This window comes from Methylobacterium sp. 2A (assembly GCF_009806555.1).
Classification (GTDB): Bacteria; Pseudomonadota; Alphaproteobacteria; order Rhizobiales; family Beijerinckiaceae; genus Methylobacterium.
Window position 1 is genome coordinate 1 of record NZ_VUOK01000022.1, and the last position, 26,590, is coordinate 26,590.

Genomic DNA, 26,590 nt, shown 5'->3' on the forward strand with positions numbered 1-26,590 from the left:
CCCGCGAGGGGGAGCGGCCCCCCGCGGGTCAAAGGATTGCGAAACGTCAACGCCGCGCGCCCAGGCGGCAATTGCCTGGACCCGTATTTAGCGTCGCTGACGAGAGCAGTCCCCCGCTCGGGGCCGAGGCACCAACGTGCCTGGGATACTTATCCCCGACCACCCCGGCCGGCGGCGATAAAAAAACGGGGGGTGCGGCGGACTGCCGCACCTAGCGTTCTCGCGACGAGGCTGCCGGCCTGACCATGAGGGACACGATGGCCCCCAACGGGCAGGAAGCGAGACCGTTGAGGAGAAGGGGAACAGGCCCATGTCGGCTCATCGCTCCTCGGAAACTGTGCCGACCCCACCACGCGCGGCTCGACGAGGCTCAACGTCCGAAAATCCGCTAAGGATCGATGCTGATTGGGTTTTTGGAAACACCAATCTGGGGCGGTTTACGAGCCATCGACCTTCAAAACCAGCGGTACGCCAACAGCGTACGGTGGGTTCGATTCCCATCCGCTTCCGCCAAGCTCCTTATTGCTCGGGCCGATAACCAAGTCTTTATTGGTCCAGGGGCGACATACGCAGCAAAATCGGCAATCCTGATCCGCCGGAATGGCCGCTCCTCGGCCGTCTCCGCGATGGATCGATCCCGCGCTGGTGTCCCCGTGAAGAACCGGTCCGCCTACGCTCCAACCCCGCCGGTCGCCGGCCGCGAACCCTGAGGCCGGTCATGCTGGACACGCTCGTCGCGCTCTTCCCGCCCGGCCTTCGGGACGCGTTGCGCGCCTGGGCGACGGGGCGGCCTGCGGCCGGCCGGGCACGGGTCGGGAGTCCCCTCCTGCGGGGCCTCGACTCGACGCCCGCACCGATGCCGGTCGTCACCCCGCCCGCCGCCACGAACGACAATCCGCTTCGGGCCGTCCACGAGGCCGTGGAGCGGGATCTGCGCGCCAGCGGTCACCTGCGCTGAGGGCCAAGGCCCGGAGCCGTCAGCGCCCGGACGGCCCGGGGCGGTCGACGGTCCCGGCCTCGACCCAGTGGCAGGCCGTGGTGGCCCGCAGGCTGGCGCAATCGTAGCTCTGGCCGCCGAGCGAGACCCGGTCGGCGATGCCGGTCACGTCCCCCCGCGGCAGGACGCTGCAGCCGAGATGGTCCGCCTTCGGATCGGCCAGAAGCGCGGCCGCCGCCTGGGCGCCCCCCCGCATCAGCATCCGATAATTGGCCAGCGACGGGCAGCCGATCACCGGCGGGCCGCCCCGCCGGTCGGCGCCCTTGTCCGGGGCGCCCCGCTCGGATCCGGCGCGACCCGGCGCGCGGCCTCCCTGCTGGCCCAGGGCCGGCGTCGCGAGCGCCGCCGCGAGGCCCAGCGCCGCGACGGAGAAACGGAGAAATACACGCGTCATGCCCCGCTCGTAGCACGACGGGCGGAGGGTTCGCGCCTCCCGAGACCCGCGGCCGGGGGACCTGCGGCGGCAGCAGGGCTCGGATGCGGCGTTCAGGCTTGACCGCGGGGCCGCCATTTGCGAGCGCCCGTTGCGGATCGAAGGGCGAGGGAGGTGTGGCCATGACGACGGCGATCGACAGCGACCAGAAGCTGCACTTGGTCTTCGGCGGCGAATTGCAGGATCTCGACGGCGTCCGGTTCCGGGACATCGCGAATCTCGACATCGTCGGCATCTTCCCGGACTACGCCTCCGCCCAGGCCGCGTGGCGGGCCAAGGCTCAGGCCACCGTGGACAGCGCCCAGACCCGCTACTTCGTAGTCCACCTGCACCGGCTGCTGGAGCCGCCGGCCGTCTGAGCGCGCGCTTGCCGCCGAAGGAGAGACCCGTTCGGCGCAGGAGTGCGCATGAAAGCAGGGGCTCGACAACAGGGGCTTGGAAACAGAGGCTTGGGGTCGTCTGACCGCGACGCCATCGGCCGCCGCTCCGGGCCTAGCCTGTGCGCGGCATCCGTGCGGACTGCGTGAAGGCATTGTGACAGTTCCGGCCCGCTGCTAAGAGCCTCGCCCGTCATCACATTGTGCCGGTCCATCGTGGGCCGGGCATCGGAGCGCGGCGGGCAGCCCGGCCGCGCGTGAGCGGCCGCCCATGAAGTTCTCCTCATGAAGTCCTCGATCAAGATCGTCGCCGGGAATGCCAGCCGGCCCCTGGCCGAGGCGATCGCGGCCTATCTCGAACTGCCGCTCGCCAAGTGTATGGTCCGGCGCTTCGCCGACATGGAGATCTTCGTCGAGCTCCAGGAGAACGTGCGCGGCGAGGACGTGTTCATCGTCCAGTCGACCTCGTTCCCGGCGAACGACCACCTGATGGAGCTGCTGATCATGATCGACGCCGCGCGCCGGTCCTCGGCCCGGCGCATCACGGCGGTGATTCCCTATTTCGGCTACGCAAGGCAGGACCGGCGCACCTCCGGCCGCACCCCGATCTCGGCCAAGCTGGTGGCCAACCTCATCACCGAGGCGGGCGCCGACCGGGTGCTGACCCTCGACCTCCACGCGGGCCAGATCCAGGGCTTCTTCGACATCCCGACCGACAACCTGTTCGCCGCCCCCGTGATGGTGCGCGACATCAAGGAGCGTCTGCCGAGCGCCGACCGCATGGTGGTCTCGCCCGATGTCGGCGGCGTGGTCCGCGCCCGCGCCATCGCCAAGCGGATCGACTGCCCGCTCGCCATCGTCGACAAGCGCCGGGAGCGCCCCGGCGAGTCCGAGGTGATGAACATCATCGGCGAGGTCGAGGGCCGCTCCTGCATCCTCGTCGACGACATCGTCGATTCGGGCGGCACCCTGGTCAACGCCGCCGAGGCGCTGCTCAACGCCGGCGCCAAGGACGTCTCGGCCTACATCACGCACGGGGTTCTCTCGGGCGGCGCGGTCTCGCGCATCGCCGCCTCGCGGATGAAGGAGCTGGTGATCACCGATTCGATCCAGCCGACGCAGGCCGTCAAGCTCGCCCGCAACATCCGGGTTGCGACCATCGCGCCGCTGCTCGGCGAGGCGATCGGCCGGACCGCGACGGAATCCAGCGTCTCCAGCCTGTTCGACTGAGCGCCGGAGGCGAACGGGATAGGTGTGGTTTCGTAAGGTCGAGACCTTGCGCGGATCCAGGGTGGAGCCCCGGTCTTCGTCAGGGCTTTGCTCTGACAACCCACCAGAGGGCTGAGCCCGTCGGAAACCCGGGATCGCAGATCGAACACGCTGTCGGGTCGGGGAACCGGGCCGCAGTACCACTTGTGCGAGAAGGCCCTACCTTGCTCAGCCGGAACCGGCGTTGGTCTGGGAGCGGACACTGGGGCGCGCGCACATCATCGGCATCCACGGGCTCGCCAACAAGCCGCCGCGCGACGAGAAGGCGGCGTGGTGGCTGGCCGCGATCTGCGAGGGTCTCGACCGGAATCTCGGATTGCCGCTGCCGGAGGGCGGCCTGCCCTTCACCTTCGTCTACTGGGCGGATCTCCGCTACCCGCAGCCGCTCTCCGGTGACCGCAACCGCGAGCCCTACCGCCCCGATCACGGCCTCGGCCCGTTCCCCTCTCCGGCGGGGCAACCCGACAGGGCCGCGCCGACGCTGACCGACCGGATCTACCGCGGCCTGTCCTACCTCGAGGAGGCCGCCGGACTGACCCCGGTGGACGATCTGATCCTCGAATACCGTCTCGACGATCTCTGGGGCTATTACGCGGATGCGGGGTTCCGGTCCGCCGCAAGGGAGCGCCTGCGCGCCGCCCTGGCCGAGGCCGCCGAGCAGGACGTGCTGATCGCCGCGCACTCGATGGGCGGCCTGATCGCCTACGACGTGCTGCGCGCCGCCGAGGCGGGCGGGACGCCCCTGCCCCGCTGCGCGCTGATCACCCTCGGCTCGCCGCTGGGCCTCGCCGAGCTGAAGCTGAAGCTCGCCGACGAGCACGGTGCGCTGCAGGTGCCGGCGGCGCTCACCGCCTGGACCAACCTGATGGATCGCCAGGACATCGCCACGGTGGGGGACGACCTCGCGGAGATCTACGCGCCGAACGCCGCGGGCGTGCGGGTCCGGGACGTACCGGTGATCAATGCCTACCGGCGGCCGGACGGGACCGAGAACCGGCACAAGTCCTATGGCTACCTGCGCACGCCGGAATTCTCCAAGGCCGTGGCCGGCTTCCTGGACGGCCGCCCCTGAGCGGGGGCCCGGCTTTGACCCGGATCCTCTGGGTTTCCAAAGGGCCTCGGCCCTTTGGCGGGTTGTCAGGGCCAAGCCCTGACGGATTCCAGGGCTCTGCCCTGGACCCGCGAAAGGTCCCGACCTTTCGAAACCGGACGGATGCGCTCAGGCCGCCTTCACCTGCGCGAGGAACGCCCGGACCGTCTGGTCCAGCGCCTCCGAATCCCGGGCGAGCCGGCGCGCGGCGGTCAGCACCTCGTCCGAGGCCGCTGCGGTGTCGTCGGCGCCCCGGCGCAGGCCGCCGACGTTCTCGGTGACGCCCTGCGCCCCCGCGGCGGCGCTCGACACCCCGCGGACGATCTCCTGGATCGCCGCGTTCTGCTCCTCCATGGCGGCCGCGACCCCGACCGCGATGGCGCGCATCTCCTCGATGGTCCGCCCGACCTCGCTGATCGCCGCCACCGCGTCCCGGGTCTCGCCCTGGATTTGCCCGATCTGCTGGCTGATCTCCCCGGTGGCCCGGGCGGTCTGCTCGGCGAGCGCCTTGACCTCCGAGGCCACCACCGCAAAGCCGCGACCCGCGGCACCCGCGCGCGCGGCCTCGATCGTGGCGTTGAGCGCCAGCAGGTTGGTCTGCCCGGCGATGTCCGAGATCAGCCCGACCACGTCGCCGATCCGCTCGGTGCCGGCGGCCAGCGCCCGCACGGTCGCCTCGCCCTGGCGGGCGCTGACGGCGGCCCGGTCGGCGATCTCCGAGGTGCGCTGCACCTGCCCGGCGATCTCCTGGACCGAGACCGACATCTCCTCGGTGGCGGCCGCGGCGGTCTGGACGTCGGCCGAGGTGCCGGCGGACTGCGCGGTGACCGCGCCGGAGCGCTCCGTGGTGCGGGCCGCGGTGGCGGTGAGCGTCCGCGCCGTGGTCTCGAGTTCCGCGGCCGCCCCGGCGAGCCCGCGGCTGAGATCGCCGGCCCGCGCCTCGAACGACCGGGTCACGTGGTCGAGGGTCTGCGCCCGGCGCACGCTGCCCTCGGCGTCGGCGGCGGCGCGGGCCTCCGTCTCGGCCTTGGCGATCAGCGCATCCTTGAACACCTGCACGGCGCCCGCCATCGCGCCGATCTCGTCGATCCGCTCGCGCGCTGGCACCGGGGCGTCGGTCTCCCCCGCGGCGAGGCGGTGCATGGCCTGGTTCAGGGCGAGCAGCGGGCGCGTCACCCGCCGGCCGATCAGGGCCGCCAGCAGGCCGATCAGCGCCCCCACCACCAGCATCCCGGCCGCGGCCTTCGAAGCCGCCGCCCACAGGATCGCCGCGGTGTCGTCGGCGTAGATCCCGGTGCCGATCACCCAGCCCCAGGGCGCGAAGCCGCGCACGTAGGAGAGTTTCGGCACCGGCGCGCCGGCGCCGGGCTTCGGCCAGGAATAGTCGACGAAGCCCTGGCCCTGCTGCTTCACCAGCGTGACGAAGTCCACGAACAGGCGCTTGCCGGTGGGATCCTGAACGGTGGAGAGGTCCTTCCCCTCCAGCTCCGGCTTCATCGGATGGGCCACCATCCGGGGCTGCATGTCGTTGATCCAGAAATATTCCTGGCCGTCGTAGCGCAATCCCTTGAGGGCCTGGATGGCGGCGCCCTGGGCGTCCGCCCGGGACAGGTGCCCGGCCCGCTCCTCGCCCGCGAAATAGGCCGCGACGCCGTAGGCCGTGTCCACGAGATTGCGGGTCTTGGCCATGCGGTCCTGCTCGACCTGCGCCTTCAGGCTGACGAGCCCGATGCCCGAGACCGCGAGGATACCGACCAGCGCGGCCGCCGTGATGGTGTGGAGCTTCGCCCCGATGCCGATCCTCACCCTTCGCCCCCGCGATAGTCGTAAAAGTTGTAAAGACATGCCGCTTCAACGTTAGCGGACCGTGAAGACGGGGCGGGGCTTGCGCTCGCCGGCGCGAACCTATCCACTCGCACCCAATCACAAGCTCGGCAGACACGAAGAAGCCGCCGGGCCACAGGGAGAAGCGTCATGATGCGTACGAGCTCGGTGCGGCTGGGCCGCCTCCTTCGGGCGGGGCCGGCCGCTCTCCTGCTGGCCGGGCTGGCCCTCGCCGGCCACACCCTCCTCGCCCCCGCCCGGGCCGACGATGCCAAGGTCCGGATCAGCCGGCAGCCGGGCTTCGTCTACCTCCCCGCCGTGCTCGCCGAGCAGCACAAGCTGATCGAGAAGCACGCCAGGGCGGCGGGCCTCGGGGACGTGACGGTGGAGTGGGTCAACCTGACGAGCGGCGCTGCCGGCAACGACGCCCTGCTCTCGGGCAATATCGACATCGTCGACAGCGGCTCGACCAACATGCTGCTGCTCAACGACCGGACGCGCGGCGACGTGAAGGGCCTGTGCGGGGTCGGCTCGACGCCGATGCTGCTGCTCACCCGCAACCCGGACGTGAGGGACCTCAAGGACTTCTCGTCCAAGGACAAGATCGCCCTGCCCTCCGTGAAGGTCTCGTCCCAGGCGGTGCTGCTCCAGATCGCCGCCAAGAAGGCGTTCGGCCCCGAGAACGCCACCAAGCTCGACCCGCTCACCGTCCAGCTCGGCCATCCCGATGCGGTGGCGGCGCTGGCGAGCCCCCACAACGAGGTCAACAGCCACTTCTCCCTGCCGCCGTTCCAGCAGCGCGAGTTGCAGGATCCGGCGATCCACGCGGTGCTGAATTCCTACGAACTGGTCGGCGAGCCGGTGAGCAACGCGATCTTCTACGCCCGGACCGGCTGGTACACCCGCAACCCCAAGCTCGCCGCCGCGATCGTGGCCGCCATCGACGAGGCCAATGCCGAGATCGCCAGGGATCCGCTCCAGGCCGCCAGGGACTACGTGGCGGCCACCAACGAGAAGACCCCGCCGGAGACGCTCGTCCAGATCATGAAGGAGCCGGGGACCAACTTCTCGACCACGCCCTTCGGCATCATGCTCCAGGCCCGGCACTTCCACGCGATGAAGACCATCAAGGCCGAGCCCAAGGACTGGAAGGACACGTTCTTCCCGATCGTCCACAACCTGCCGGGCCGGTGAGGCCGCCCAAGGGCCGAAGGCCGTTCCCGGCGCCCGCCGCGTGTTGCAATCGCAGCTGAACCGTCTCAGATCCTCTGCCCTTGACGGCCAGCAGCCGACAGGCAGGGGCGGGGCATGCGGCGGCGGAACATCCTCGGTCTTGCGGCCGGCCTCGCCCTGATCCTGGGTCAGGCGGTCCCCTATGCGGCATCCGATCGGGTCCGCCGCGTGACGGTCCTCCTGCCCGTGGCGAAGGACGATCCGAACTTCGCCGAGAACGAGCGCGTGTTGCGCCGTGCGCTGCTCAAGTCCGGGTGGGTCGAGGGGAAGAACCTGGCGCTGACCTTCGCCTCCGTCGGCAGCGACCCGGACGCGATCGGCCGTCTGCTCCCCGGGATCCTGACGCCGGAGCCGGACGTCATCATCAGCCGCTCGACCGCGGTGGCGCTCGCCCTGCATCGCCGGGCGCAGCGGACGCCGGTGGTGTTCACGCAGGTGAGCGACCCCGTCGGCCAGGGCCTCGTCGCGACGATGCAGAGGCCCGGAGACAACATGACCGGCTTCACCGTGATGGAGCCGTCCATGGGCGGGAAATGGGTGGGGCTGCTCCGGGAGATCGTCCCGGACCTGAAGCGGGTCGCCTTCCTGCAGCACCGGGCGAGCAGCCCGATCTCCACGGCCCTGGCGGATTCGATCGCGCAGATCGGCCCGTCCCTCGGGCTGGAGACCCTGATCGTGCCGCTGCAGGCGCGCGCCGATCTGGAGCCGGCCTTCGCGCGACTGGCGGCCCTGGACCGGGTCGGGCTTCTCGTCTCCCCGGGCGCCTTCACCCTCGAGAACCGCGTCCTGATCACATCCCTGGCGGCACGCGGGCGGATCCCGGCCCTCTACCCGTTCCGGTACTTCGTGACGGCCGGCGGTCTGGCCTCCTACGGCACCGACGAGACCGTCTGGTTCCAGCTGGCCGGCGACTACGTCGACCGCATCCTGAGGGGCGCCAGGCCCGGAGACCTTCCGATCCAGGGGCCGAACCGGCTGTCCTTCGTCCTGAATGCGAAGGCCGCCGACGAGCTCGGTCTCACCGTCACGCCGACCCTCCTCGCCCGGGCCGACGAGATCATCGATTAGGGCCTTCCGGGACGATGCCCCGTCAATGCGCCTCCACGGGCCCGGCGGCGCGCGGGGGCTTCTTGAGGATCGCCACCACGGCGCGGCGGAGTCGGAAGCTCCACGCGCCGTCTGCTTGTCGGGACCATGCCAGGGGGATGACATCTCTCCACACGCCCGGCCGCGTGCGGCCTTCGCGGGTGAGGTCGGTCACGCTCGCGGCATAAGCTCAGCCGTATCCGCGGGCCTCGGAGAATCCAGGCCCGGCGAGAGAACCCGCGATTGCGCCCCTCCCGGCCCCGGCCTATATAGGTCCATCCCCATTCGACAGCGTGAGACGGGACATCCGGATCGTCCATCCGGAGCCCGCGGCCCGATGCCCGGCCCCCGTCCCGCCAGGCCGGAGCACGAGAAGACATGTCCCAGGGTCCGCTGATGCCCAAGGCGACCGCCGTCTGGCTGGTCGAGAACACCTCGCTGGCCTTCGAGCAGATCGCCGATTTCTGCAAGCTGCACCCGCTGGAGGTGAAGGGCATCGCCGACGGCGAGGTCGCGGCCGGCATCAAGGGGCTCGATCCGGTCTCCACCGGCCAGCTCACCCGCGACGAGATCGAGAAGGCCCAGAAGGCGCCGCACTACAAGCTGAAGCCCGCCGTCTCCAAGGTGAAGCTGCCGGAGGTGAAGCGCACCACCAAGGGGCCGCGCTACACCCCGCTCTCGCGCCGCCAGGACCGGCCGAACGCCATCCTGTGGCTGCTGCGCAATCACCCGGAGCTGAAGGATTCGCAGATCATCCGGCTCGTCGGCACCACCAAGTCGACGATCCAGCAGATCCGCGAGCGGACCCACTGGAATTCGGGCTCGCTCCAGCCGATGGACCCGGTGACCCTGGGGCTGACCACGCAGATCAACCTCGACTTCGAGGTCCAGCGCGCGGCGGCCGACCGCCCGGCCGCGGTGGCGGCCGAATCCGGCGCCTCGCTCCTGCCGGCCGAGATCTCGACGGCCCGCGAGGACGAACACGACCGGGAGCACGAGGACGATCACGGCGGCCGCGAGGAGCGGCTCGACGCCGATTCCGTCTTCGCCAAGCTCAAGGGCCGGCACCACGACGAGGACGACGAGGACTGATCCGGCGCCCTGCCTATCGGGCCGCGTCGAAGGCCGCCAGGAACGCCGTCAGATTCTCCGGCAGCGCCGCGCAGAGGTAGCCGCCCTCTTGGACGAGGGCGGTGGGCAGCCCGGCCCGGGCGATCCGCTCCGCCGCCCCGGCGAAACCCGACCGGGTGACTTTCAGGGCGCCGATCGGATCGTCCGCCGCGGCGTCGAGGCCCAAAGCCACCACGAGCGCCCGGGGCCGGTGCGCGGCGATCGCCGCCAGTCCCGCCTCCACGGCCTCGAGCCAGGGGGCGTCGCCCGAGCCCGGCGGCAGCGGCAGGTTCCGGTTGAAGCCCGCCCCCTCTCCCGTGCCGGTCTCGTCGGCATAGCCCGCGTAGAACGGGAAGTAATCGGACGGGTCGGCATGGACCGAGACCGTCAGGACATCCGCGCGCCCGTAAAAGATCCCCTGCGTGCCGTTGCCGTGATGGACGTCGATGTCGAGGATCGCCACCGGGCCGCCGGTGGCGGCCCGCATCCGGGCGGCCGCGATCGCGCTGTTGTTGAGGAAGCAGAAGCCGCCGGCGGAATCCGCGTAGGCGTGATGGCCGGGCGGCCGGCAGAGCGCGTAGGCGTGGCCCGCCGCCAGGGCGGTATCGGCAGCCGCGATCGCGCACTGCGCCGCGCCGTAGAGGGCGGGCCACGTCCCGGCGCGGATCGGCGTCGAGGTGTCGGCCATGTAGAGGCCGGCGAGCCCGAGGAGACCCTTGGGCGTCCGGTGCATGTGCGGCCGGGCGAAGGCGCCCGTGAGGATCTCGTCGCCGAGGCCCGGCATCTCGCCCCGGCGGCTCCAGGCCTCGGACAGGAACGCCAGATAGGCGGGATTGTGCACCGCCCGGATCGGATCGAGCCCGTGATCGCCGGACTCCGCGAGGGCGTGGCCGCCCTTCAGGGCCGCGTCGCGCAGGATCGCGTAGCGCGCGGCCTGCTCGGGATGCGAGATCGGCGTGCCGCGCCGCCAGTACCATTCGGGATCATGCCGGGGCGATTCGGGGCTGTGGAAGACGCGCATCCCGGGAGGTTAGGGCATGAGCCCGGAAACCGGAATGCGCCGCCTCAGGGCTGCCCGAGCGAGGAATCGTCCGCCCCCGTGGCGGTCAGATGAGATAGACCGTTCCGTCCAGGCGGAACACCTTGGGGCAGTCCGTCGCGTCGACCAGGCGCTGGGCCGCGTCCAGGGAGATGTGGCGGGCCTTGGCAATCTCCGGCAGCGTCATCCAGCGCGCGTTCATGGCCAGGTTTCCTCCGTGATGTCGGCGTGGTGCGGGTCAACGGCGGAGCCGGCGGCGGGTTCACCGCCGCGTCGTCCGGGGCGATGAGGCTGTGCGGGTCGCGCACGAGCCAGCCGGACGGCTCCGGCGGCTCGGCGGCGATCTCGCGGAGCAGGGTCGGAACCCGCGCCCAGGGCTCGGTGACGGGCCGGATCGCGGTCCGCTCCTGTCCGCCGGCGATGCGGATATCCGCCCAGCGGGCGCAGAAGGCCGCGATGCAGTCCGGGTCGAAATGGCGTCCGCTCTCGGCGCGCAGGCTGTCCAGGGCCGCCTCGAAGGGCATCGCCGCCTTGTAGGGGCGCTGCGTGGTCAGCGCGTCGAACACGTCCGCCACCGCGACGATCCGGGCGGCGAGCGGGATCGCGGTGCCGGCGAGCCCGTTCGGGTAGCCGCTCCCGTCCCACCGCTCGTGATGCGCCTCGGCGATCTCGGCGGCGAGGCGGATCAACTCGGATGCGCTCCCGCCCAGGATGCGCTTGCCGATGCTGGTATGCGCCTGGACCACGGCGAACTCGTCGGGATCCAGCCGCCCGGGTTTCAGCAGGATGCCGTCCGGGACGCCGACCTTGCCGACATCGTGCAGGGGCGCCGCGAGATAGAGGTTGCGGCAGAAATCCGGGCCGAGCCCGAGCCCCTCGGCGATGATCTGGCTGTAGCGGGCGACCCGCCACGTATGGTCGCCCGTGTCGTTGTCGCGGTACTCGACCGCGAGCGCGAGGCGGAAGATGATCTCCTCCTCGCGCTCGCGCATGTGGCGCAGGGCCGCCTCGACCTCGCCGTCGAGCCAGGCCGCCTGCTCGGCGAGCCGCCGCACGGCCTTGGCGAGGCGGATCACGTTGCGCAGCCGCACGGTCAACTCGACGCCCTGCATGGACGTGTCGAGGAAGTCGGTCGCCCCGGCTTCCAGGGCGGAGAGCCGCACCGCGTCCGAGATGCCGTCGGCCATCATCACGATGGGCACCTGGGCGTAGTGCGGGATGGTCCGCATGCCGCGGATGAAGGCGATCCCGTCCATGGCGCGCAGGTGGCAATCGACCAGGACGAGGTCGAAGGCCCGGATCTGCGCCTCGATGAGGGCGGCGGCCGGATCGGCGCAGTCGGTCACGCTGACATCGGGCTTGGCCTCCAGCAGCCGGCGCAGCCGCAGGCGCATGGTGGCGCTGTCGTCGACCAGGAGTGCGTCCATCACGGGCTCCCAGGTGGAGGCATCTTTGCAGGGGGGGCGGGGCTCCGCGCCGGGCGACACCGAGGGCGGTCCATCCGGAAGGTCGTCGAACATCCCCGTCCGGGATGTTGCCGGCTCGGCTTTATCGGACTCAGTCCCGGGGTGGGCATGCGCAAGAGATTTATCATTGATGCGGAGGATCCGGGGACCGTCCTGCAGGTTTGAATTGTGCCACGTTAAAAGGCGGTAAATAACTATTCTGTCGATTTGAGTAGAAACAGTTCTGTATCAAGGCAATATTCTGAGGACCTTGGAAGACGATCTGCGTATCGGAACGTTGATTTGCGGGCATAGGAAGTCGAAATCATCGGCGATAATGCATATCCCGTTCGTATACAGCTGCGATCGTGAGCGGGACTGATCGCCGCAGGGGCCATGATCGGCCCTCGGCCGGCGGTTCCTCGGGATGCGCTGACACCGGAACGGGCGGCGGCTACCCTCGGCCGCCCTCGGGCGCCGTGTCCGGCGGGGCGGCGCCGGAGGCCTGTCGGGAGAAGCCGGGACGATGATGCGGTTCGATCTCACCGATCTCGGCCTGTTCCGGCACGTGGTCGAGGCCGGCTCGATCACGCACGGGGCTGCGCGGGCGAATCTCGCTCTGGCGGCGGCCTCCACGCGGATCCGGCTGATGGAGGACTCGCTCGGGGCCGCGCTGCTGACCCGGGGGCGCCAGGGCGTCAGCCCGACCCCGGCCGGGCGCGCGCTCCTCGTCCATGCCCGCGAGGTGCTGGCCGCGGTCGAGCGCCTGCGCGAGGAGATGTCAGCCTTCTCCGGGGGTGCCTTCGGCCAGATCCGGGTGCTGGCCAACACCAACGCGCTCACTGAATTCTTGCCGGAAGCGCTCTCGGCCTTCCTGGCCGACCATCCGGGGATCGGCGTCGAGGTCGAGGAGCGCACCTCCGAGGAGATCGTGGGGCTGGTCGCCGAGGGGGCGGCCGATCTCGGCATCCTGTCCGGCACGGTGGATACCGGCTCGCTCCGGACCTTCCCGTTCCGGGAGGACCGGTTCGTGCTGGTGGCGGCCCCGGACCATCCGCTGGCGGGGCGCGGGGCGATTCCCTTCGCGGAGGTGCTGGGTCACGACCTCGTGGGCCTCGACCGGCGCAGCGCCATCAGCCGGTTTCTCGTCGCGCAGGCGGCTCGGGAGGGGCGGCCGATGCGCCTGCGGGTGCAGCTGCGCGGGTTCGACGCCGTGTGCCGGCTGGTGGAGGCCCGGGTCGGGCTGGCCATCCTGCCCGAGAGCGCGGCCGCCCGGGCCGCGCAGGGCCTCGCCCTCGCGGTGGTGCCGCTGGCCGATCCATGGGCGCGGCGCGACCTGACCCTGTGCCTGCGCGACCTCGACGGGCTGCCGCCCTTCATCCGGGCCTTCGTGGCGCAGCTGCGCGGCTGAGGGGTCTCCGTGACGTCATGGTTTCAAAAGGTCGAGACCTTTTGCGGGTCCAGGGCGGAGCCCTGGTGCCAAGCGTCGCTGGGTGCCAAACGTCGCCCGGTCTCGGGGCCCCACCCCCGAACCCCGCCAAAGGGCGGGGCCCTTTGGGATCCCCTGATCGCAGATTGACGCCCTGGCGCGGTCCGGCTGCCCCGCACCGCAGTCCGGCTCGAAAGCCACACCGAGGACGCGCTGCTTCCAAGGCGGGACAACGGGATCTCGGCCATTGGACACTGCCGGCGTGCTCCTGTATCACCGAGAACAAGCTTGGCCAGAACGGCTGAGTATTGCTTTCGGGTGGCGATATGGTGTCGCGAGTCGCGGTTCTAGGGCTCATTCTGCTATCGGCAAGTGCCTGCTCTCGGCTGCCGAACGTGCCCACCGCGTACAGCTCCCTGCCATCCATGACGGCGGCGCGCGATGCCGGCCTGAAGGAGGTCGTGAGGCCCGCGGCGCCGGCCGTCCCGGCGGCGGCCCTGCCGGTCATCCGCATCCCGGGTACGGCCCTCGCCCACGAGGACGCGGTTCCCGGACAGCGGGTGAACCCGACGGATGTCCTGGCGGCCTCGGCGCGCGCGCGGCTGGCCTGGCAGACCCTGCGCCCGGCGGAGCTGACACGGCCGACCTTCGTGGTGAACCGGGACGCCGTCGCGCGCCTGGGCGTGGGCGAAACGGGGGCGGTCGGCGGCGGCGGCCGGGTCGCGAAGAGCGAGACGCTGTCCTACGACCGGGAGGCGATGATGTCGCGCCTGGAGAAGGAAGGCCGCAGCGCCGCCAAGCCGATCTGCTCCGGCTGCTGAAACGCGGGAAGCGGACCGCTGAGCGGTCCGTGAGCCCCGAAACCGGCTTGCGCGGGTGCGCGCCGTCTCAGGCCCGATCCGGAGGCTCGCGATCCGCGGCCTGCCGGCGCGCCGCCTGGGCCAGGGCGATCAGGTCGGCGGCGGCGGTCGGCTCGCCGTTCGAGGTCAGCCCTCCCCCGACCAGCAGCAGGCCCGGCGGAACCGTCCGGACCCGAAGCCGCTCGGCCCGCGCCTTCCGGCGGGTCGTCCCTGGATCGATCGCGTTCGTCATGAGGCCGAAGCGTCTCAGCGGGGGCCGGGCTGCGGCCGCGGCACCGGGATGGTGATGAGTTCGCCGGTGATGGGATCGAGGATCGTCATGGGCGCTCCTGCGGTGGCGCTCCTGCGGTGAGGCGCCATGGCAGGCCCCAATTGTGGTATAACCTTGACCGGACGGGTGTTAATTAACAGTTTTCGCGGTTGATTTATCAGCTTTATGCCGGCGATTTCTGAATAGGCGTCTAGGCTTCGCCGGCTCTATGTGTCCCAGCGAACTGAGGCCTGTCCTGCGCCAGGCGTGCCCTACACCGACATCCACCGGAGCACGTCGGCCTCGACCATCCCGGCCCGGGGGCCGGCCAGCACCACCTGCCCGCGATCCATCACCGCGTAGGAATCGCAGAGGTCGCGTGCCCAGGCGAAGTACTGTTCGACCAGCACGATCGCCATCTCGCCCTTGCCGCGCAGATAGGTGATGGCCCGGCCGATATCCTTGATGATCGAGGGCTGGATGCCCTCCGTGGGCTCGTCGAGCACGAGGAGCTTCGGCCGGGTCACCAGCGCCCGGGCGATGGCGAGCTGCTGCTGCTGGCCGCCCGAGAGGTCGCCGCCACGCCGGTGCAGCATGTCCTTGAGCACCGGGAACAGGTCGTAGATCTCGCCGGGAATGTGGCGGTCGCGGCGCCTCAGCGGGGCGAAGCCGGTCTCCAGGTTCTCCTTGACGGTGAGCAGCGGAAAAATCTCGCGGCCCTGGGGCACGTAGGCGATTCCCGCGCGCGCCCGGTCGTAGGGGGCGAGCGCCTGGATCGGGCGCCCGTCGAGGCGGATCGCCCCGGCGCGCACGGGCTGCTGGCCGACGATCGCCCGCAGCAGCGAGGTCTTGCCGACGCCGTTGCGCCCGAGCACCGTCGTGACCTGCCCGGCCTCGGCCGTCAGCGAGACGCCGCGGAGCGCCTGGGCGGCGCCGTAGTAGAGATCGATCCCCTCGACGCTCAGCATGGGGCTTCACCATCGGATTGCGAGCGCAAACACAGGGATTCCAAAGGGCTCAGCCCTTTGGTGGGGTGTCGGGGTGAAACCCCGACGGACGGATCCTCCACCCCCTTCGAGGGGGTGGAGGATCCGTGCAGCAGGGCTCTGCCCTGCACCCGCAAAAGGTCTCGACCTTTTGAAACCATGATCGTGGTCATCGCCCCAGATACACTTCGACCACCCGCGGGTCGGCCGAGACCGCGTCGATCGAGCCCTCGGCCAGCACGGCGCCCTCGTGCAGGCAGGTGACCCGGCAGCCGAGGTCGCGGACGAAGTGCATGTCGTGCTCGACCACCAGGACGGCGTGCTCCCCGGCGATCCGCCTGAGCAGGTGGGCGGTCTCGGCGGTCTCGGCGTCGGTCATGCCGGCCACGGGCTCGTCGACCAGCAGCAGCTTCGGGTCCTGCGCGAGCAGCATGCCGATCTCCAGCCATTGCTTCTGGCCGTGGCTGAGATCGGCGGCCGGGCGCCCCCGGTGGGCCAGCAGGCCGACGGTCTCCAAGAGGGCGTCGATCCGCTCCGCCTCCACCCGGTTGCGCCAGCCGAACAGGGACGCGAAGGCCGCGCGCGGACCCTTCAGTGCCAGCAGGATGTTGTCGGCCACCGCGTGGCTCTCGAATACGGTCGGCTTCTGGAACTTGCGGCCGATGCCGAGATCGGCGATCGCCGGCTCGTCGCTTTTGAGCAGGTCGTGGCTGCCGTCGAACAGCGCGATGCCGCTGTCCGGCCGGGTCTTGCCGGTGATGCAGTCCATCATGGTGGTCTTGCCGGCGCCGTTCGGGCCGATGATCGCCCGCAATTCGCCGCGCTCAAGGGTCAGCGACAGGCCGCGCAGGGCCTTGTAGCCGTCGAAGGTCACCCGCAGGTCGTCGAGATAGAGGAGCGCGTCCGTCTCGCGCTTCCGGTTGGCGGGGCCGCTCGTGTCGGGGCGCTCGAGGAGGTCGGTGCTCATGCGCCCTGCCCTTGTTCGACGCGTTCCGGGGCGATCTCGGGCTCCGGCGGCAGCTTGGCGGCGGCGCGCCGGGAGCCGAACCGCTCGATCGCGGTGCCGACGAGGCCGCGCGGCAGGAACAGCGTCACCACCACGAACAGCCCGCCCAGCGCGAACAGCCACGCGTCGGGCATCACGCCGGTGAGCACGGTCTTGGCGTAGTTGACCAGCACCGCGCCGAGCGCCGCACCGACCAGCGTGCCGCGCCCGCCCACCGCGACCCAGATCACCGTCTCGATGGAGTTGCCGGGGGCGAATTCCCCCGGGTTGATGATACCGACCTGCGGCACGTAGAGGGCGCCGGCGACGCCGGCCATCATGGCCGAGACCGTGAAGGCCAGCGTCTTGAAGTGCTCCGGCCGGTAGCCGAGGAAGCGCGTGCGGCTCTCGGCGTCGCGCACGGCGATCAGGATCTTTCCGTAGGCCGAGACCGTCATCACCCGGGCGATCAGGTAGCCCAAAGCCAGCGCGAGGCCCGTCGCCACGAAGATGCCGACGCGGAAATTCTGCGACTGAACGGAGAAGCCCAGAAGGTCTTTGAAGTCGGTCAGCCCGTTATTGCCGCCGAGTCCCATGTCGTTGCGGAAGAAGGCGAGCATCAGCGCGTAGGTCAGCGCCTGGGTGATGATCGACAGGTAGACGCCGGTCACCCGCGACCGGAAGGCGAGCCAGCCGAACACGAAGGCGAGCAGCCCCGGCGCCAGCAGCACCATCAGGGCCGCGAAGGCGAAATGGTCGAAGCCGTACCAGTACCAGGGCAGCGCCTTGTAGTTCAGGAACACCATGAAGTCGGGCAGGACCGGATTGCCGTAGACGCCCCGGGCGCCGATCTGGCGCATCAGGTACATGCCCATCGCGTAGCCGCCGAGGGCGAAGAACGCCCCGTGGCCGAGCGAGAGGATGCCGCAAGTGCCCCAGACGAGGTCGAGGCTCACCGCGAGCAGCGCGTAGGCGAGGTATTTGCCGAACAGCGCCACGAGGTAGGTCGGCACGTGCAGGCCGGAGCCCTCCGGCACCGCGAGGTTCAGCACCGGCACGGCGAGGCAGAAGGCGGCCAGGACGGCGAGGAAGATCCAGCCCTTCAGGTCGATGAGGGGGGTCATAGGAAAGATCCGTACAGGCGGCCGCGCATCCCCTCGCCCCGCTCGCGGGGAGAGGGCTCCGGCGACCCTGTCGTCGCCGGAGCGAGGCGGCAGCCGAGGGTGAGGGGGCGGTTCAGGAGAAGCCTCATCCGGCGATACCCCCTCACCGCCGCTCCGGCTGCGCCTCCGCTTCCCGCATGGACGACGAGGTCCATGCGGGCCTCTCCCCGCCCGGCGGGGAGAGGGGAACGCCTCAGCCCCCTCACGATTCCACCGCCCGGCCCTTGAGCGCGAACAGGCCGCGCGGGCGCTTCTGGATGAACAGGATGATGAAGATCAGGAGGCCGATCTTGGCGAGCACCGCGCCGATATACGGCTCGGCGAGCTTGTTCACGACGCCGAGCGTCAGCGCCGCCACCAGCGTCCCCCAGAGGTTGCCGACGCCGCCGAACACCACCACGAGGAACGAGTCGATGATGTAGCCCTGGCCGAGATTGGGCGAGACGTTGTCGATCTGCGAGAGCGCCACGCCCGCCATCCCCGCGATGCCGGAGCCGAGCCCGAAGGTCAGCGCGTCGACATAGGGGGTGCGGATGCCCATGGCGGCGGCCATACGGCGGTTCTGGGTGACCGCCCGGGTCTTCAGGCCGAACGACGTTTTTCGCAACACGAACAGGAGGCCCAGGAACACGACCATCGCGAACACGATGATCCACAGCCGGCCCCAGGTGATCGACAATCCTGAACAATCGAAGGCGCCGCTCATGAAGGCGGGGGCGCCGACCTCGCGATTGGTCGGGCCGAAGAGCGAGCGCACCCCCTGCTGCAGGGCGAGGCTGACCCCGAAGGTGGCGAGCAGCGTCTCCAGCGGGCGCCCGTACAGGAAGCGGATGATGAACCGCTCGATCAGCACGCCCACCAGCCCCGCGACCAGGAACGCGCAGGGGATGCTGATCGCGAGCGACCAGCCGAACAGGGACGGCGCGTTGGTGCGGATCAGCTCCTGCACGCCATAGGTCGTGTAGGCGCCGAGCATCACCATCTCGCCGTGGGCCATGTTGATCACGCCCATCACCCCGAAGGTGATGGCGAGCCCGATGGCGGCGAGCAGCAGGACCGAGCCCAGCGAGATGCCGTACCAGACGTTCTGGAGGGCGCCGAGGATCGCGAGCCGCGTCTCGATCGCCGCGATGCCGCGGGCGGCGGCATTGCGCAGCGCCGCGCTCGGATCTGACGCGAGACCGCGCAGGATGCCCATCGCGTCGCCATCGCCCCTGGCCTGGATGGCGGGAATTGCGGCAAGCCGCTCGGTTTCCGCAGTCCCGGGCCTGGCGAGCAGCACGGCGGCGCGGGCCTCGGTCAGCGCCTGCCGGAGAGCCGGGCTGGTCTCGCGGGCCAAAGCCGCGTCGAGGGCCGGCAGCGCCGCCGCGTCCCGGGCCTTGAACACCGCGTCGGCGGCACCGCGGCGCTTGGCCGGATCGGGGCTCGCGAGCTCGAGCTGCCCGCGGGCGGCCTCGATCGCCCGGCGGACCCGGTTGTTGGCGCGCACGGGCTTGAGGTCGGGGCTGTCGGCGGCCGGGGCGCCGGTCTTCGCATCCACGACGGCGCTGCCCTGCCGGATGAACAGGGTCTTGTCCGGACTGACCAGGAGGCGGCCATCCGACAGGGCCGAGAGGATCGCGTCGGCGCGCGGGTCGCCGCTCGCCGCAAGGCCGGAAACGCCGGACTCGATCCCGGCATAGCCGTCGCCGGCGAGCTGGCCGTAGGGATCGGGCGCCTGCGCCAGCGCGGGGGCGGCGAGGAGCAGGAAGAGGAGGGTGAGGAGGCGGGGCATCGGGGCCGTTCTGCGAGCCGGGAGCGGTGCGCCCACCACGTGTGAGGCGCGTATCTCCTCTCCCCGCGTGCGGGGAGAGGCCCGCATGGACCCTGTCGTCCATGCGGGAAGCGGAGGCGAAGCCGGAGCGGCGGTGCGGGGGCGGTTCAGGATGCGTCTCATCCGTCGAAGCCCCCTCACCTTCGGCTGCCGCCTCGCTTCCTACCCCGACAAGGGGGCAGGAAGCCCTCTCCCCGCGTGCGGGGAGAGGGGGGCTAAGGCTTACGCGCCGCCGCAGGTCTTGGTCTTGGTGTTGTAGTTGCCGCACTTGAGCTTGACCCAGTCGGCCTCGAGGTCCTTCGAGCCTTCGAGCTGCTTCGACCACGCCTCGCCGGGGATGAGCGTGTCGGTCTTCCACACCACGTCGAACTGGCCGTTCGCCTCGATCTCGCCGATGAAGACCGGCTTGGTGATGTGGTGGTTCGGCAGCATCTTCGCGGTGCCGCCCGTGAGGTTCTTCTGCTCGATGCCCGGCAGCGCGTCGATCACCTTGTCGGGGTCGGTGGTGCCGGCCTTCTCGACCGCCTTCACCCACATGTTGAAGCCGATATAGTGGGCCTCCATCGGGTCGTTGGTGACGGCCTTGGGGTTCTTCTTGAACGCCTGCCACTTCTTGATGAAGGCCTCGTTCTCCGGCGTCTTGATCGACTCGAAGTAGTTCCAGGCGGCGAGGTGGCCGACCAGCGGCTTGGCGTCGATGCCGGCGAGCTCTTCCTCGCCCACCGAGAAGGCGACGACCGGGATGTCGGTCGCCTTGATGCCCTGGTTGCCGAGCTCCTTGTAGAACGGCACGTTGGCGTCGCCGTTGATGGTCGAGACCACGGCGGTCTTCTTGCCGGCCGAGCCGAACGCCTTGATCTTCGAGACTTCGGTCTGCCAGTCCGAGAAGCCGAACGGCGTGTAGTTGATCAGGATGTCCTCATCCTTGACGCCCTTGGACTTGAGGTAGGCTTCGAGGATCTTGTTGGTGGTGCGCGGGTAGACGTAATCGGTTCCCTCCAGCACCCAGCGCTTGGCGCCGCCGCCATCCTCCGACATCAGGTAGTCGACCGCCGGGATCGCCTGCTGGTTCGGGGCGGCGCCGGTGTAGAACACGTTCCGCTCGCTCTCCTCGCCCTCGTATTGGACGGGGTAGAACAGGATGTTGTCGAGCTCCTTGAACACCGGCAGCACCGACTTGCGCGAGACGCTGGTCCAGCAGCCGAACACGGCCGCGACCTTGTCCTTGCTGATCAGCTCGCGGGCCTTCTCGGCGAAGAGCGGCCAGTTCGAGGCCGGATCGACCACCACCGGCTCCAGCTTCTTGCCGAGCACGCCGCCCTTGGCGTTCTGCTCGGCGATGAGCATCAGCATCGCGTCCTTGAGGGTGGTCTCCGAGATCGCCATCGTGCCCGACAGCGAGTGCAGGATGCCGACCTTGATGGTCTCCTCCGCCCGGGCCGCCCCGGCGCCGAGCGCCCCCATCGCGAGCCCGGCGGCCAATGCGGCGGCCGAGGCCCAGGTTCCAAATGCTTTCACGGCGGTGCCCTTCGTCGTCTTCGTTGAGACGGCCCGAGGGCTCGCAAGTCGTGTGCCACATATTTAGGCAGCGGCCAGCGCGGAGCCGACCCTCGAACCGGCACGTGCCTGCCCGAGCGGCACCGGCCACGCGAATCCCGCGCCGAGCGCCCGTAGGGTATGGATGCAGACGGATTGCGCCGCGAAAACTAACCTATTCGATACTGCATCACAGTGCGGTGTGAGACAGTAAAGATCATCCGCCTGAATCTCGGGATGCGGGTGATTGGGAGATGCCCCGTGCTCCTGCCCGATACGGAGGAGCCCCATGGCCGTGCCGCAGCAATCCGCCGTCCGAAACCGCCTGCTCGCCGCCCTCGCGCCGGAGGAGTTCGGCCGCCTCGCCCCCGCGCTGGAACTGGTGCCGCTCGCCCCGCACGACGTGCTGATCGCGCCGCAGCAGCCGATCACGCAGGCTTTTTTCGTTGAGGACGGGATCGTCTCCCTCGTGGCCGACACCCGCGAGGCGCGGATCGAGATCGGCCTCACGGGCCGCGAAGGCTTCGTCGGCGTGCCGCTCGCGCTCGGGGCCGAGACGACCCCCCATACGGCCATCGTCCAGGCTGGGGGTGAGGCGCTGCGCATCGTGGCCGGCGCGCTGGAGGACGCCCTCGATGCCAGCGCCGGCCTGCGCCGGGTGCTGGGCCGCTACGTGCAGAGCCTGATCGTGCAGGTGGGACAGACCGTCTACGCCAATGCCGACCTCACGGTCGAGGCGCGGCTCGCCCGATGGATCCTCATGACCCATGACCGGCTGGAGCAGGACGAACTGCCGCTGACGCACGAGACGTTGTCGAAGATGCTCGGCGTGCGCCGCCCCACCGTCACGATGGCGACCCACACGCTGGAAGGGGCCGGCATGATCCGGGCGCGGCGCGGGCGCATCACGGTGGTCGACCGCGTGAAGCTGGAGGGTCTGGCCGGGGCGATCTACGGCGCGGTGTAGCAGACCCGCGCATGTCTGCTGAAGGACGGACGCAAACGCGTCTGTCCCTCCCCCGCAGAGGCCGGCGGATTCACACATCGGGTTTGGGATCATCGTGCGGTTGCTGGGGCGGGCAGTCCGGATGGCTCATGCGCCCTCCCTCACTTGCAAAGGGGGGAGGGGAAATCCCGCGGGATCACGGATGCCGCGCGTCCATGATCCCACAATCCCTCAGCCCAGCCGCACCCGCCAGATCTCCTCGGCGTATTCGCGCATCGCCCGATCGGAGGAGAACCACGCCATGCGGGCGGTGTTGCGGATCGCCTTGGCCCACCAGCCGCGGGGATCGCGCCACGCGGCGTCGATCGACCGCTGCACCCGCCAGTAATCGTCGAAATCGGCGGTCAGCAGGTACTGGTCGCGCCGGCGCAGGTCGTCGGTCAGCGGCCGGAACCGGCCCGGCTCCTCCGGCGAGAACCGCCCGGAGGCGATCATGTCGAGCGCCGCCGCCAGACGCGGCGAGGCCTGGATCGCCTTGGCCGCGTAGTCCGGCTCGGCCTGCCGGGCGCGGACCCCGTCGGCCTCCAGCCCGAAGATGAAGATGTTCTCCGCCCCGACATGGTCGCGGATCTCGATATTGGCGCCGTCGAGGGTGCCCACCGTGAGCGCGCCGTTGAGGGCGAACTTCATGTTGCCGGTGCCCGAGGCCTCCAGGCCGGCGGTGGAGATCTGCTCCGACAGGTCGGCGGCCGGGATGATCGCTTCGGCGAGGCTCACCGAGTAGTTCGGCAGGAACACCACCTTCAGCCGGCCGGCGACCTCGGGATCGTCGTTCACCGCCTTGGCGATGTCGCAGGCGAGCTTGATGATCAGCTTGGCCTGCACGTAGCTCGGCGCCGCCTTGCCGGCAAAGATCTTCACCCGGGGCGTCCAGTCCCGGTGCGGCTCGGCCTTGATCGCCTGATAGAGCGCCACCGTCTCGACCACGTTGAGGAGCTGGCGCTTGTACTCGTGGATGCGCTTGACCTGCACGTCGAACAAGGCGGCCGGATCGATGGCGATGCCGGTGCGCTCAGTGACGATCCGGGCCAGGGCCTCCTTGCGCCCCCGGCGCACGGCGGCGTAGCGCGCCACGAAGGCCGGATCCTCGGCATGGGCCTCCAGACCGCGCAGCAGCTCCGGATCGTCGAGGACCCCCGCCCCCACGGTCTCGACCGCGAGCCGGGTGAGGCCCGGATTGGCGTTGTGGAACCAGCGGCGGAAGGTGATGCCGTTGGTCTTGTTGACGATCTTGTCGGTATCGAGCGCGTGCAGGTCGGAGAAGACCGTGGAGCGCATCAGGTCGGTGTGCAGCGCCGAGACGCCGTTGACCCGGCGCGCCCCGTGGAAGGCGAGGTGGCCCATCCGCACCCGGCGGCCGTTCGACTCGTCGATCAGCGAGATCGAGGCGAGGTAAGCGGCGTCGTCCTTCCGGCCGTGCTTCGACTGCTCCTCAAGGTGCATCCAGTTGATCAGGTAGATGATCTGCATGTGGCGCGGCAGCAGCCGCTCCATCAGCTCCACCGGCCAGGTCTCCAGCGCCTCGGGCAGGAGCGTGTGGTTTGTATAGTGCAGCGTGTTGGTGGTGACGTGCCACGCATCCTCCCAGGCGAGGCCGTGCTCGTCGATGAGGAGGCGCATCAGCTCCGGCACCGCGATGGCCGGGTGCGTGTCGTTGAGCTGGATCGCGGCGTGGTCGGCCAGGGACCGGACGTCGCCGCGCTCGGCCACGTGGCGGGCCAGGAGGTCCTGCAGCGAGGCGGCGGTGAAGAAGTATTCCTGGCGCAGGCGCAGCTCCTGGCCCTCGGCCGAGCTGTCGCTCGGGTAGAGCACCCGGGAGATCGCCTCGGCGCGCATCCGCGCCGCGACCGCGCCGACATGGTCGCCGCCGTTGAACCGGGCGAGGTCGATCGGCTCGCCGGCCTCGGCCTTCCACAGGCGGAGCGCATTGACTTGGCGCCCGCGCCAGCCCGGCACCGGCACGTCGTGGGCCACCGCCCGCACGATCTCGGCCGGCTGCCAGTGCCGCCGGATCACCCCCTGTTCCGAGGACGACATCGTGACGGTGCCGCCGAAGCCGATCGCGTAGGTTGCCTCCGGCCGGGCGAACTCCCAGGGGTTGCCCTCGGAAAGCCACGTCTCCGGCGCCTCGCGCTGCCAGCCGTCCTCGAAGGACTGGCGGAACAGGCCGTGATCGTAGCGGATACCGTAGCCCATCGCCGGGATGCCGATGCTGGCCATGCTCTCCATGAAGCAGGCGGCGAGCCGCCCCAGGCCGCCATTGCCGAGCGCCGCGTCGGGCTCGGCATCCATCACGGCGTCCAGATCGACCCCGAGTTCCTTCAGGGCCGCCCGGGTGGCCTCGGTCAGGCCGAGATTGTTCAGCGCGTCCGACATCAGCCGGCCGATCAGGAATTCCAGCGACAGGTAGTAGACCCGCTTGTTCGGCACGCCGTGCCGGGCGTCCAGGCAGGCCGCCACGATCCGGTCGCGCAGGGCCAGCGCGGTCGCCGCGAACCAGTCGCGCGGGCGTGCCATCTCGGGCGTCCGGCCCAGACCGTAGGTGAGCTTGGCGCGGATCGATTCCCGCAGGTCCACCACCGCATCTCCGCTTGCGGAGAGCGTCGGGACAGTCCAAGAAGCAGGCGCCGAAACCTCAGATGCGCGCGCGTCGCGGGGAGAATCCTGGCGGGCGGCATCCCGGGATCCGGGCCGGATCAGAACGTCATTCAACACGTGCGGGTCCCCCAAAGTCTGTGTCCCGGATCGTTGCCGGGGAAATCGTGGGCCGATTATCTCTTGTGATGGATTGCCGCCTCATGAACGGGCGGGCAATCCGGCCCCGAAGCGTCCGACTGTGCGGGTGGCTTCCGGCGAAGTCGTGGCAGCGTTGCCCCCGATCGGGCGCACCGGCGCCGTTCCCAACATATGACAGGCCCTCGTGACATTCCAGTCACACCCGCCGCATAGGTCATCTGCATCGCCGGTCGCCAAGGGACGGGCCTCCGCTAACTCTGATCCGGCAACGCGAGGGGCGCAGCATGACCGACACCGTCTGGTGGAAGCGCGGGACCGTCTATCAGGTCTATCCCCGCTCGTTTCAGGACACGAACGGCGACGGGGTCGGCGATCTGCCGGGCATCACGGCGCGCCTCGACTACCTCGCCTGGCTCGGGGTCGACGCGGTGTGGATCTCGCCGATCTACCCCTCCCCCATGGCGGATTTCGGCTACGACGTGGCCGATTATTGCGGGATCGATCCGCTGTTCGGCACGCTCGCGGAGTTCGACGCGCTGATCGCCGAGGCCCACCGGCGCAGGCTGAAGGTGATCCTCGATTTCGTGCCCAACCACTCGTCGATCGCGCATCCCTGGTTCGCGGAGAGCCGGTCGTCGCGCACGAACCCGAAGCGGGACTGGTACATCTGGCGCGATCCCGGCCCCGATGGCCGCCCGCCCAACAACTGGGTGTCGAATTTCGGCGGCCCGGCCTGGACGCGCGATGAGGCCACCGGCCAGTCCTATTACCACGCCTTCCTGCGCGAGCAGCCGGACCTGAACTGGCGCAACCCCGCGGTGCGGGAGGCCATGCACGACGTGCTCCGCTTCTGGCTGGACCGCGGCGTCGACGGGTTCCGGGTCGACGTGATCTGGCACCTGATCAAGGATGCGGGGTTCCGCGACAACCCGGCCAACCCCGATTACGCGCCGGGCGCGCCGGAGATCACCCGCTTCCAGCAGGTCTATTCCGCCGACCGGCCGGAGGTCTTCGACGTCATCGCCGGCATGCGGGATGTCCTGAGCGCCTATGGCGAGCGCGTGCTGATCGGCGAGATCTACCTGCCGGTGGAGCGGCTGGTGGCCTATTACGGCCCGGACCTTACCGGCGCCGACCTGCCGTTCAACTTCCAGCTGATCCAGACCCCGTGGCGGGCCGAGGCCGTGTCCGACCTCGTGGCGCGCTACGAGGCGGCCCTGCCCCCGGGCGGCTGGCCGAACTGGGTGCTGGGCAACCACGATCAGCCGCGCATCGCCGCCCGGGTCGGCGAGGCGCAGGCCCGGATCGCCGCGATGCTGCTCCTGACCCTGCGGGGCACGCCGACCCTCTATTACGGCGACGAGATCGGGCTCGGCCACGTGCCGATCCCGCCGGGACGGGCGCAGGATCCCTGGGAGCGCAACGAGCCCGGGCACGGCCGCGACCCGGAGCGCACGCCGATGCAGTGGGACGACGGCCCGCAAGCGGGCTTCTCGGCGGTCGAGCCTTGGCTGCCGCTGTCGGACGACTGGGCGACCCGCAACGTCGAGGGCCAGCGCTCGGACCCGGCCTCGATGCTCACCCTGCACCGGCGCCTGCTCGCCCTGCGCCGCGACCACGCGGCGCTCGCCATCGGCGATTATCGCGGCGTGCGGCCGGGGGCCGCGGAGGTGTTCGCCTACGAGCGGTTTGCGGGTGATGAGGTTCTGCGCGTGGTGCTGAATTTCGGTGCAGAGCCGCAGACCCTGCCGCTGCCGGTGGGTGACTGGGTTCTGCTGCTCTCGACGCGGGCGGGCCGCGCGGGCGATCCCGTCCGCACGAGCCTCGCCCTCGACGCGGCCGAGGGCGTGATCCTGCGCCGCGCCTGAACGCCCGCCGCAGCCCGAATAGAAGATTTTTCGGCTAAAAAGACTCGCTCTGCCT

General features: G+C 70.1%; 22 protein-coding genes. 11 read left to right on the forward strand and 11 right to left on the reverse strand.

From position 1 onward, the window contains the following. Positions 1 to 718: 718 nt before the first annotated feature. Positions 719 to 958 (forward strand): hypothetical protein, encoded by a 240-nt coding sequence (locus tag FVE89_RS13285; RefSeq protein ID WP_160534425.1) that lies wholly within the window; start codon positions 719 to 721, stop codon positions 956 to 958. Positions 959 to 977: 19 nt separating this feature from the next. Here the strand turns inward: FVE89_RS13285 and FVE89_RS13290 are convergent, their stop codons facing one another. Beyond that, positions 978 to 1,391, reverse strand: a complete 414-nt coding sequence (locus tag FVE89_RS13290; protein ID WP_160534426.1) for a hypothetical protein — start codon at positions 1,389 to 1,391, stop codon at positions 978 to 980. A 161-nt stretch (positions 1,392 to 1,552) separates the two neighbouring features. Between FVE89_RS13290 and FVE89_RS13295 the strand changes: the two genes are divergently transcribed. The 3 genes from FVE89_RS13295 to FVE89_RS13305 all read left to right on the forward strand — a co-directional run bounded on the left by FVE89_RS13295 (position 1,553) and on the right by FVE89_RS13305 (position 4,148). Next, positions 1,553 to 1,789, forward strand: coding sequence for a DUF4170 domain-containing protein (locus FVE89_RS13295; protein ID WP_160534427.1), 237 nt, complete (start codon positions 1,553 to 1,555; stop codon positions 1,787 to 1,789). Positions 1,790 to 2,092: 303 nt separating this feature from the next. After that, positions 2,093 to 3,037: a ribose-phosphate pyrophosphokinase gene (locus FVE89_RS13300; RefSeq protein ID WP_091720370.1), complete on the forward strand. Its 945-nt coding sequence runs from the start codon at positions 2,093 to 2,095 to the stop codon at positions 3,035 to 3,037. A gap of 223 nt (positions 3,038 to 3,260) precedes the next feature. Continuing rightward, positions 3,261 to 4,148 carry a hypothetical protein gene (locus FVE89_RS13305; RefSeq protein ID WP_160534428.1) on the forward strand — a complete coding sequence of 296 codons (888 nt, stop codon included), beginning with the start codon at positions 3,261 to 3,263 and terminating at the stop codon, positions 4,146 to 4,148. Between the two features lie 147 nt (positions 4,149 to 4,295). Here FVE89_RS13305 and FVE89_RS13310 read toward each other — a convergent pair whose 3' ends face one another. Beyond that, positions 4,296 to 5,972: a cache domain-containing protein gene (locus FVE89_RS13310; RefSeq protein WP_160534429.1), complete on the reverse strand. Its 1,677-nt coding sequence runs from the start codon at positions 5,970 to 5,972 to the stop codon at positions 4,296 to 4,298. 168 nt (positions 5,973 to 6,140) lie between these two features. On the opposite strand from FVE89_RS13310, the gene FVE89_RS13315 reads away from it, so the two are divergent. The 3 genes from FVE89_RS13315 (at position 6,141) to FVE89_RS13325 (ending at position 9,401) form a co-directional block, all read left to right on the forward strand. Further along, positions 6,141 to 7,184, forward strand: coding sequence for an ABC transporter substrate-binding protein (locus FVE89_RS13315; RefSeq protein ID WP_160534430.1), 1,044 nt, complete (start codon positions 6,141 to 6,143; stop codon positions 7,182 to 7,184). A 114-nt stretch (positions 7,185 to 7,298) separates the two neighbouring features. After that, a complete protein-coding gene (locus FVE89_RS13320; protein ID WP_160534431.1) occupies positions 7,299 to 8,291 on the forward strand; it encodes an ABC transporter substrate-binding protein in 993 nt (330 codons plus the stop codon). Between the two features lie 396 nt (positions 8,292 to 8,687). After that, a complete protein-coding gene (locus tag FVE89_RS13325; RefSeq protein WP_160534432.1) occupies positions 8,688 to 9,401 on the forward strand; it encodes a cell cycle transcriptional regulator TrcR in 714 nt (237 codons plus the stop codon). A 13-nt stretch (positions 9,402 to 9,414) separates the two neighbouring features. On the opposite strand, the gene FVE89_RS13330 is transcribed toward FVE89_RS13325, so the two are convergent. Both FVE89_RS13330 and FVE89_RS13335 read right to left on the reverse strand, forming a co-directional pair. Continuing rightward, positions 9,415 to 10,440, reverse strand: a complete 1,026-nt coding sequence (locus tag FVE89_RS13330) for a histone deacetylase family protein (protein WP_160534433.1) — start codon at positions 10,438 to 10,440, stop codon at positions 9,415 to 9,417. Between the two features lie 44 nt (positions 10,441 to 10,484). Further along, the gene (locus FVE89_RS13335) at positions 10,485 to 11,885 is read right to left on the reverse strand and encodes an HD domain-containing phosphohydrolase (RefSeq protein ID WP_160534434.1); all 1,401 of its coding nucleotides are present in this window, start codon (positions 11,883 to 11,885) and stop codon (positions 10,485 to 10,487) included. A gap of 544 nt (positions 11,886 to 12,429) precedes the next feature. Between FVE89_RS13335 and FVE89_RS13340 the strand changes: the two genes are divergently transcribed. Both FVE89_RS13340 and FVE89_RS13345 read left to right on the forward strand, forming a co-directional pair. Further along, positions 12,430 to 13,314 carry a LysR substrate-binding domain-containing protein gene (locus FVE89_RS13340; RefSeq protein ID WP_160534435.1) on the forward strand — a complete coding sequence of 295 codons (885 nt, stop codon included), beginning with the start codon at positions 12,430 to 12,432 and terminating at the stop codon, positions 13,312 to 13,314. 413 nt (positions 13,315 to 13,727) lie between these two features. Further along, positions 13,728 to 14,153: a hypothetical protein gene (locus FVE89_RS13345; protein ID WP_210254054.1), complete on the forward strand. Its 426-nt coding sequence runs from the start codon at positions 13,728 to 13,730 to the stop codon at positions 14,151 to 14,153. A 67-nt stretch (positions 14,154 to 14,220) separates the two neighbouring features. Here the strand turns inward: FVE89_RS13345 and FVE89_RS13350 are convergent, their stop codons facing one another. From FVE89_RS13350 to urtA, 6 genes are all read right to left on the reverse strand, one after another. Further along, positions 14,221 to 14,424 carry a hypothetical protein gene (locus FVE89_RS13350; RefSeq protein ID WP_160534437.1) on the reverse strand — a complete coding sequence of 68 codons (204 nt, stop codon included), beginning with the start codon at positions 14,422 to 14,424 and terminating at the stop codon, positions 14,221 to 14,223. 290 nt (positions 14,425 to 14,714) lie between these two features. Beyond that, on the reverse strand, positions 14,715 to 15,410 hold the full coding sequence (gene urtE / locus FVE89_RS13355; RefSeq protein ID WP_160534438.1) for an urea ABC transporter ATP-binding subunit UrtE: 696 nt from the start codon (positions 15,408 to 15,410) through the stop codon (positions 14,715 to 14,717). A gap of 187 nt (positions 15,411 to 15,597) precedes the next feature. Then, a complete protein-coding gene (urtD, locus tag FVE89_RS13360) occupies positions 15,598 to 16,395 on the reverse strand; it encodes an urea ABC transporter ATP-binding protein UrtD (RefSeq protein ID WP_160534439.1) in 798 nt (265 codons plus the stop codon). Further along, positions 16,392 to 17,537 (reverse strand): urea ABC transporter permease subunit UrtC, encoded by a 1,146-nt coding sequence (gene urtC / locus FVE89_RS13365; RefSeq protein ID WP_160534440.1) that lies wholly within the window; start codon positions 17,535 to 17,537, stop codon positions 16,392 to 16,394. Before urtC ends, urtD begins: the two co-directional genes overlap by 4 nt. A 241-nt stretch (positions 17,538 to 17,778) precedes the next feature. Further along, entirely contained in the window at positions 17,779 to 19,350 is a 1,572-nt protein-coding gene (urtB, locus tag FVE89_RS13370) for an urea ABC transporter permease subunit UrtB (RefSeq protein ID WP_160534441.1), read from the reverse strand. 261 nt (positions 19,351 to 19,611) lie between these two features. Next, the gene (urtA, locus tag FVE89_RS13375) at positions 19,612 to 20,853 is read right to left on the reverse strand and encodes an urea ABC transporter substrate-binding protein (protein WP_202130797.1); all 1,242 of its coding nucleotides are present in this window, start codon (positions 20,851 to 20,853) and stop codon (positions 19,612 to 19,614) included. A gap of 361 nt (positions 20,854 to 21,214) precedes the next feature. On the opposite strand from urtA, the gene FVE89_RS13380 reads away from it, so the two are divergent. Beyond that, positions 21,215 to 21,892 carry a Crp/Fnr family transcriptional regulator gene (locus FVE89_RS13380; protein WP_160534443.1) on the forward strand — a complete coding sequence of 226 codons (678 nt, stop codon included), beginning with the start codon at positions 21,215 to 21,217 and terminating at the stop codon, positions 21,890 to 21,892. 210 nt (positions 21,893 to 22,102) lie between these two features. Here FVE89_RS13380 and FVE89_RS13385 read toward each other — a convergent pair whose 3' ends face one another. After that, positions 22,103 to 24,646, reverse strand: a complete 2,544-nt coding sequence (locus FVE89_RS13385) for a glycogen/starch/alpha-glucan phosphorylase (protein WP_160534444.1) — start codon at positions 24,644 to 24,646, stop codon at positions 22,103 to 22,105. A gap of 305 nt (positions 24,647 to 24,951) precedes the next feature. Between FVE89_RS13385 and FVE89_RS13390 the strand changes: the two genes are divergently transcribed. Continuing rightward, positions 24,952 to 26,535: an alpha-amylase family glycosyl hydrolase gene (locus FVE89_RS13390; RefSeq protein ID WP_160534445.1), complete on the forward strand. Its 1,584-nt coding sequence runs from the start codon at positions 24,952 to 24,954 to the stop codon at positions 26,533 to 26,535. Positions 26,536 to 26,590 lie beyond the last annotated feature (55 nt).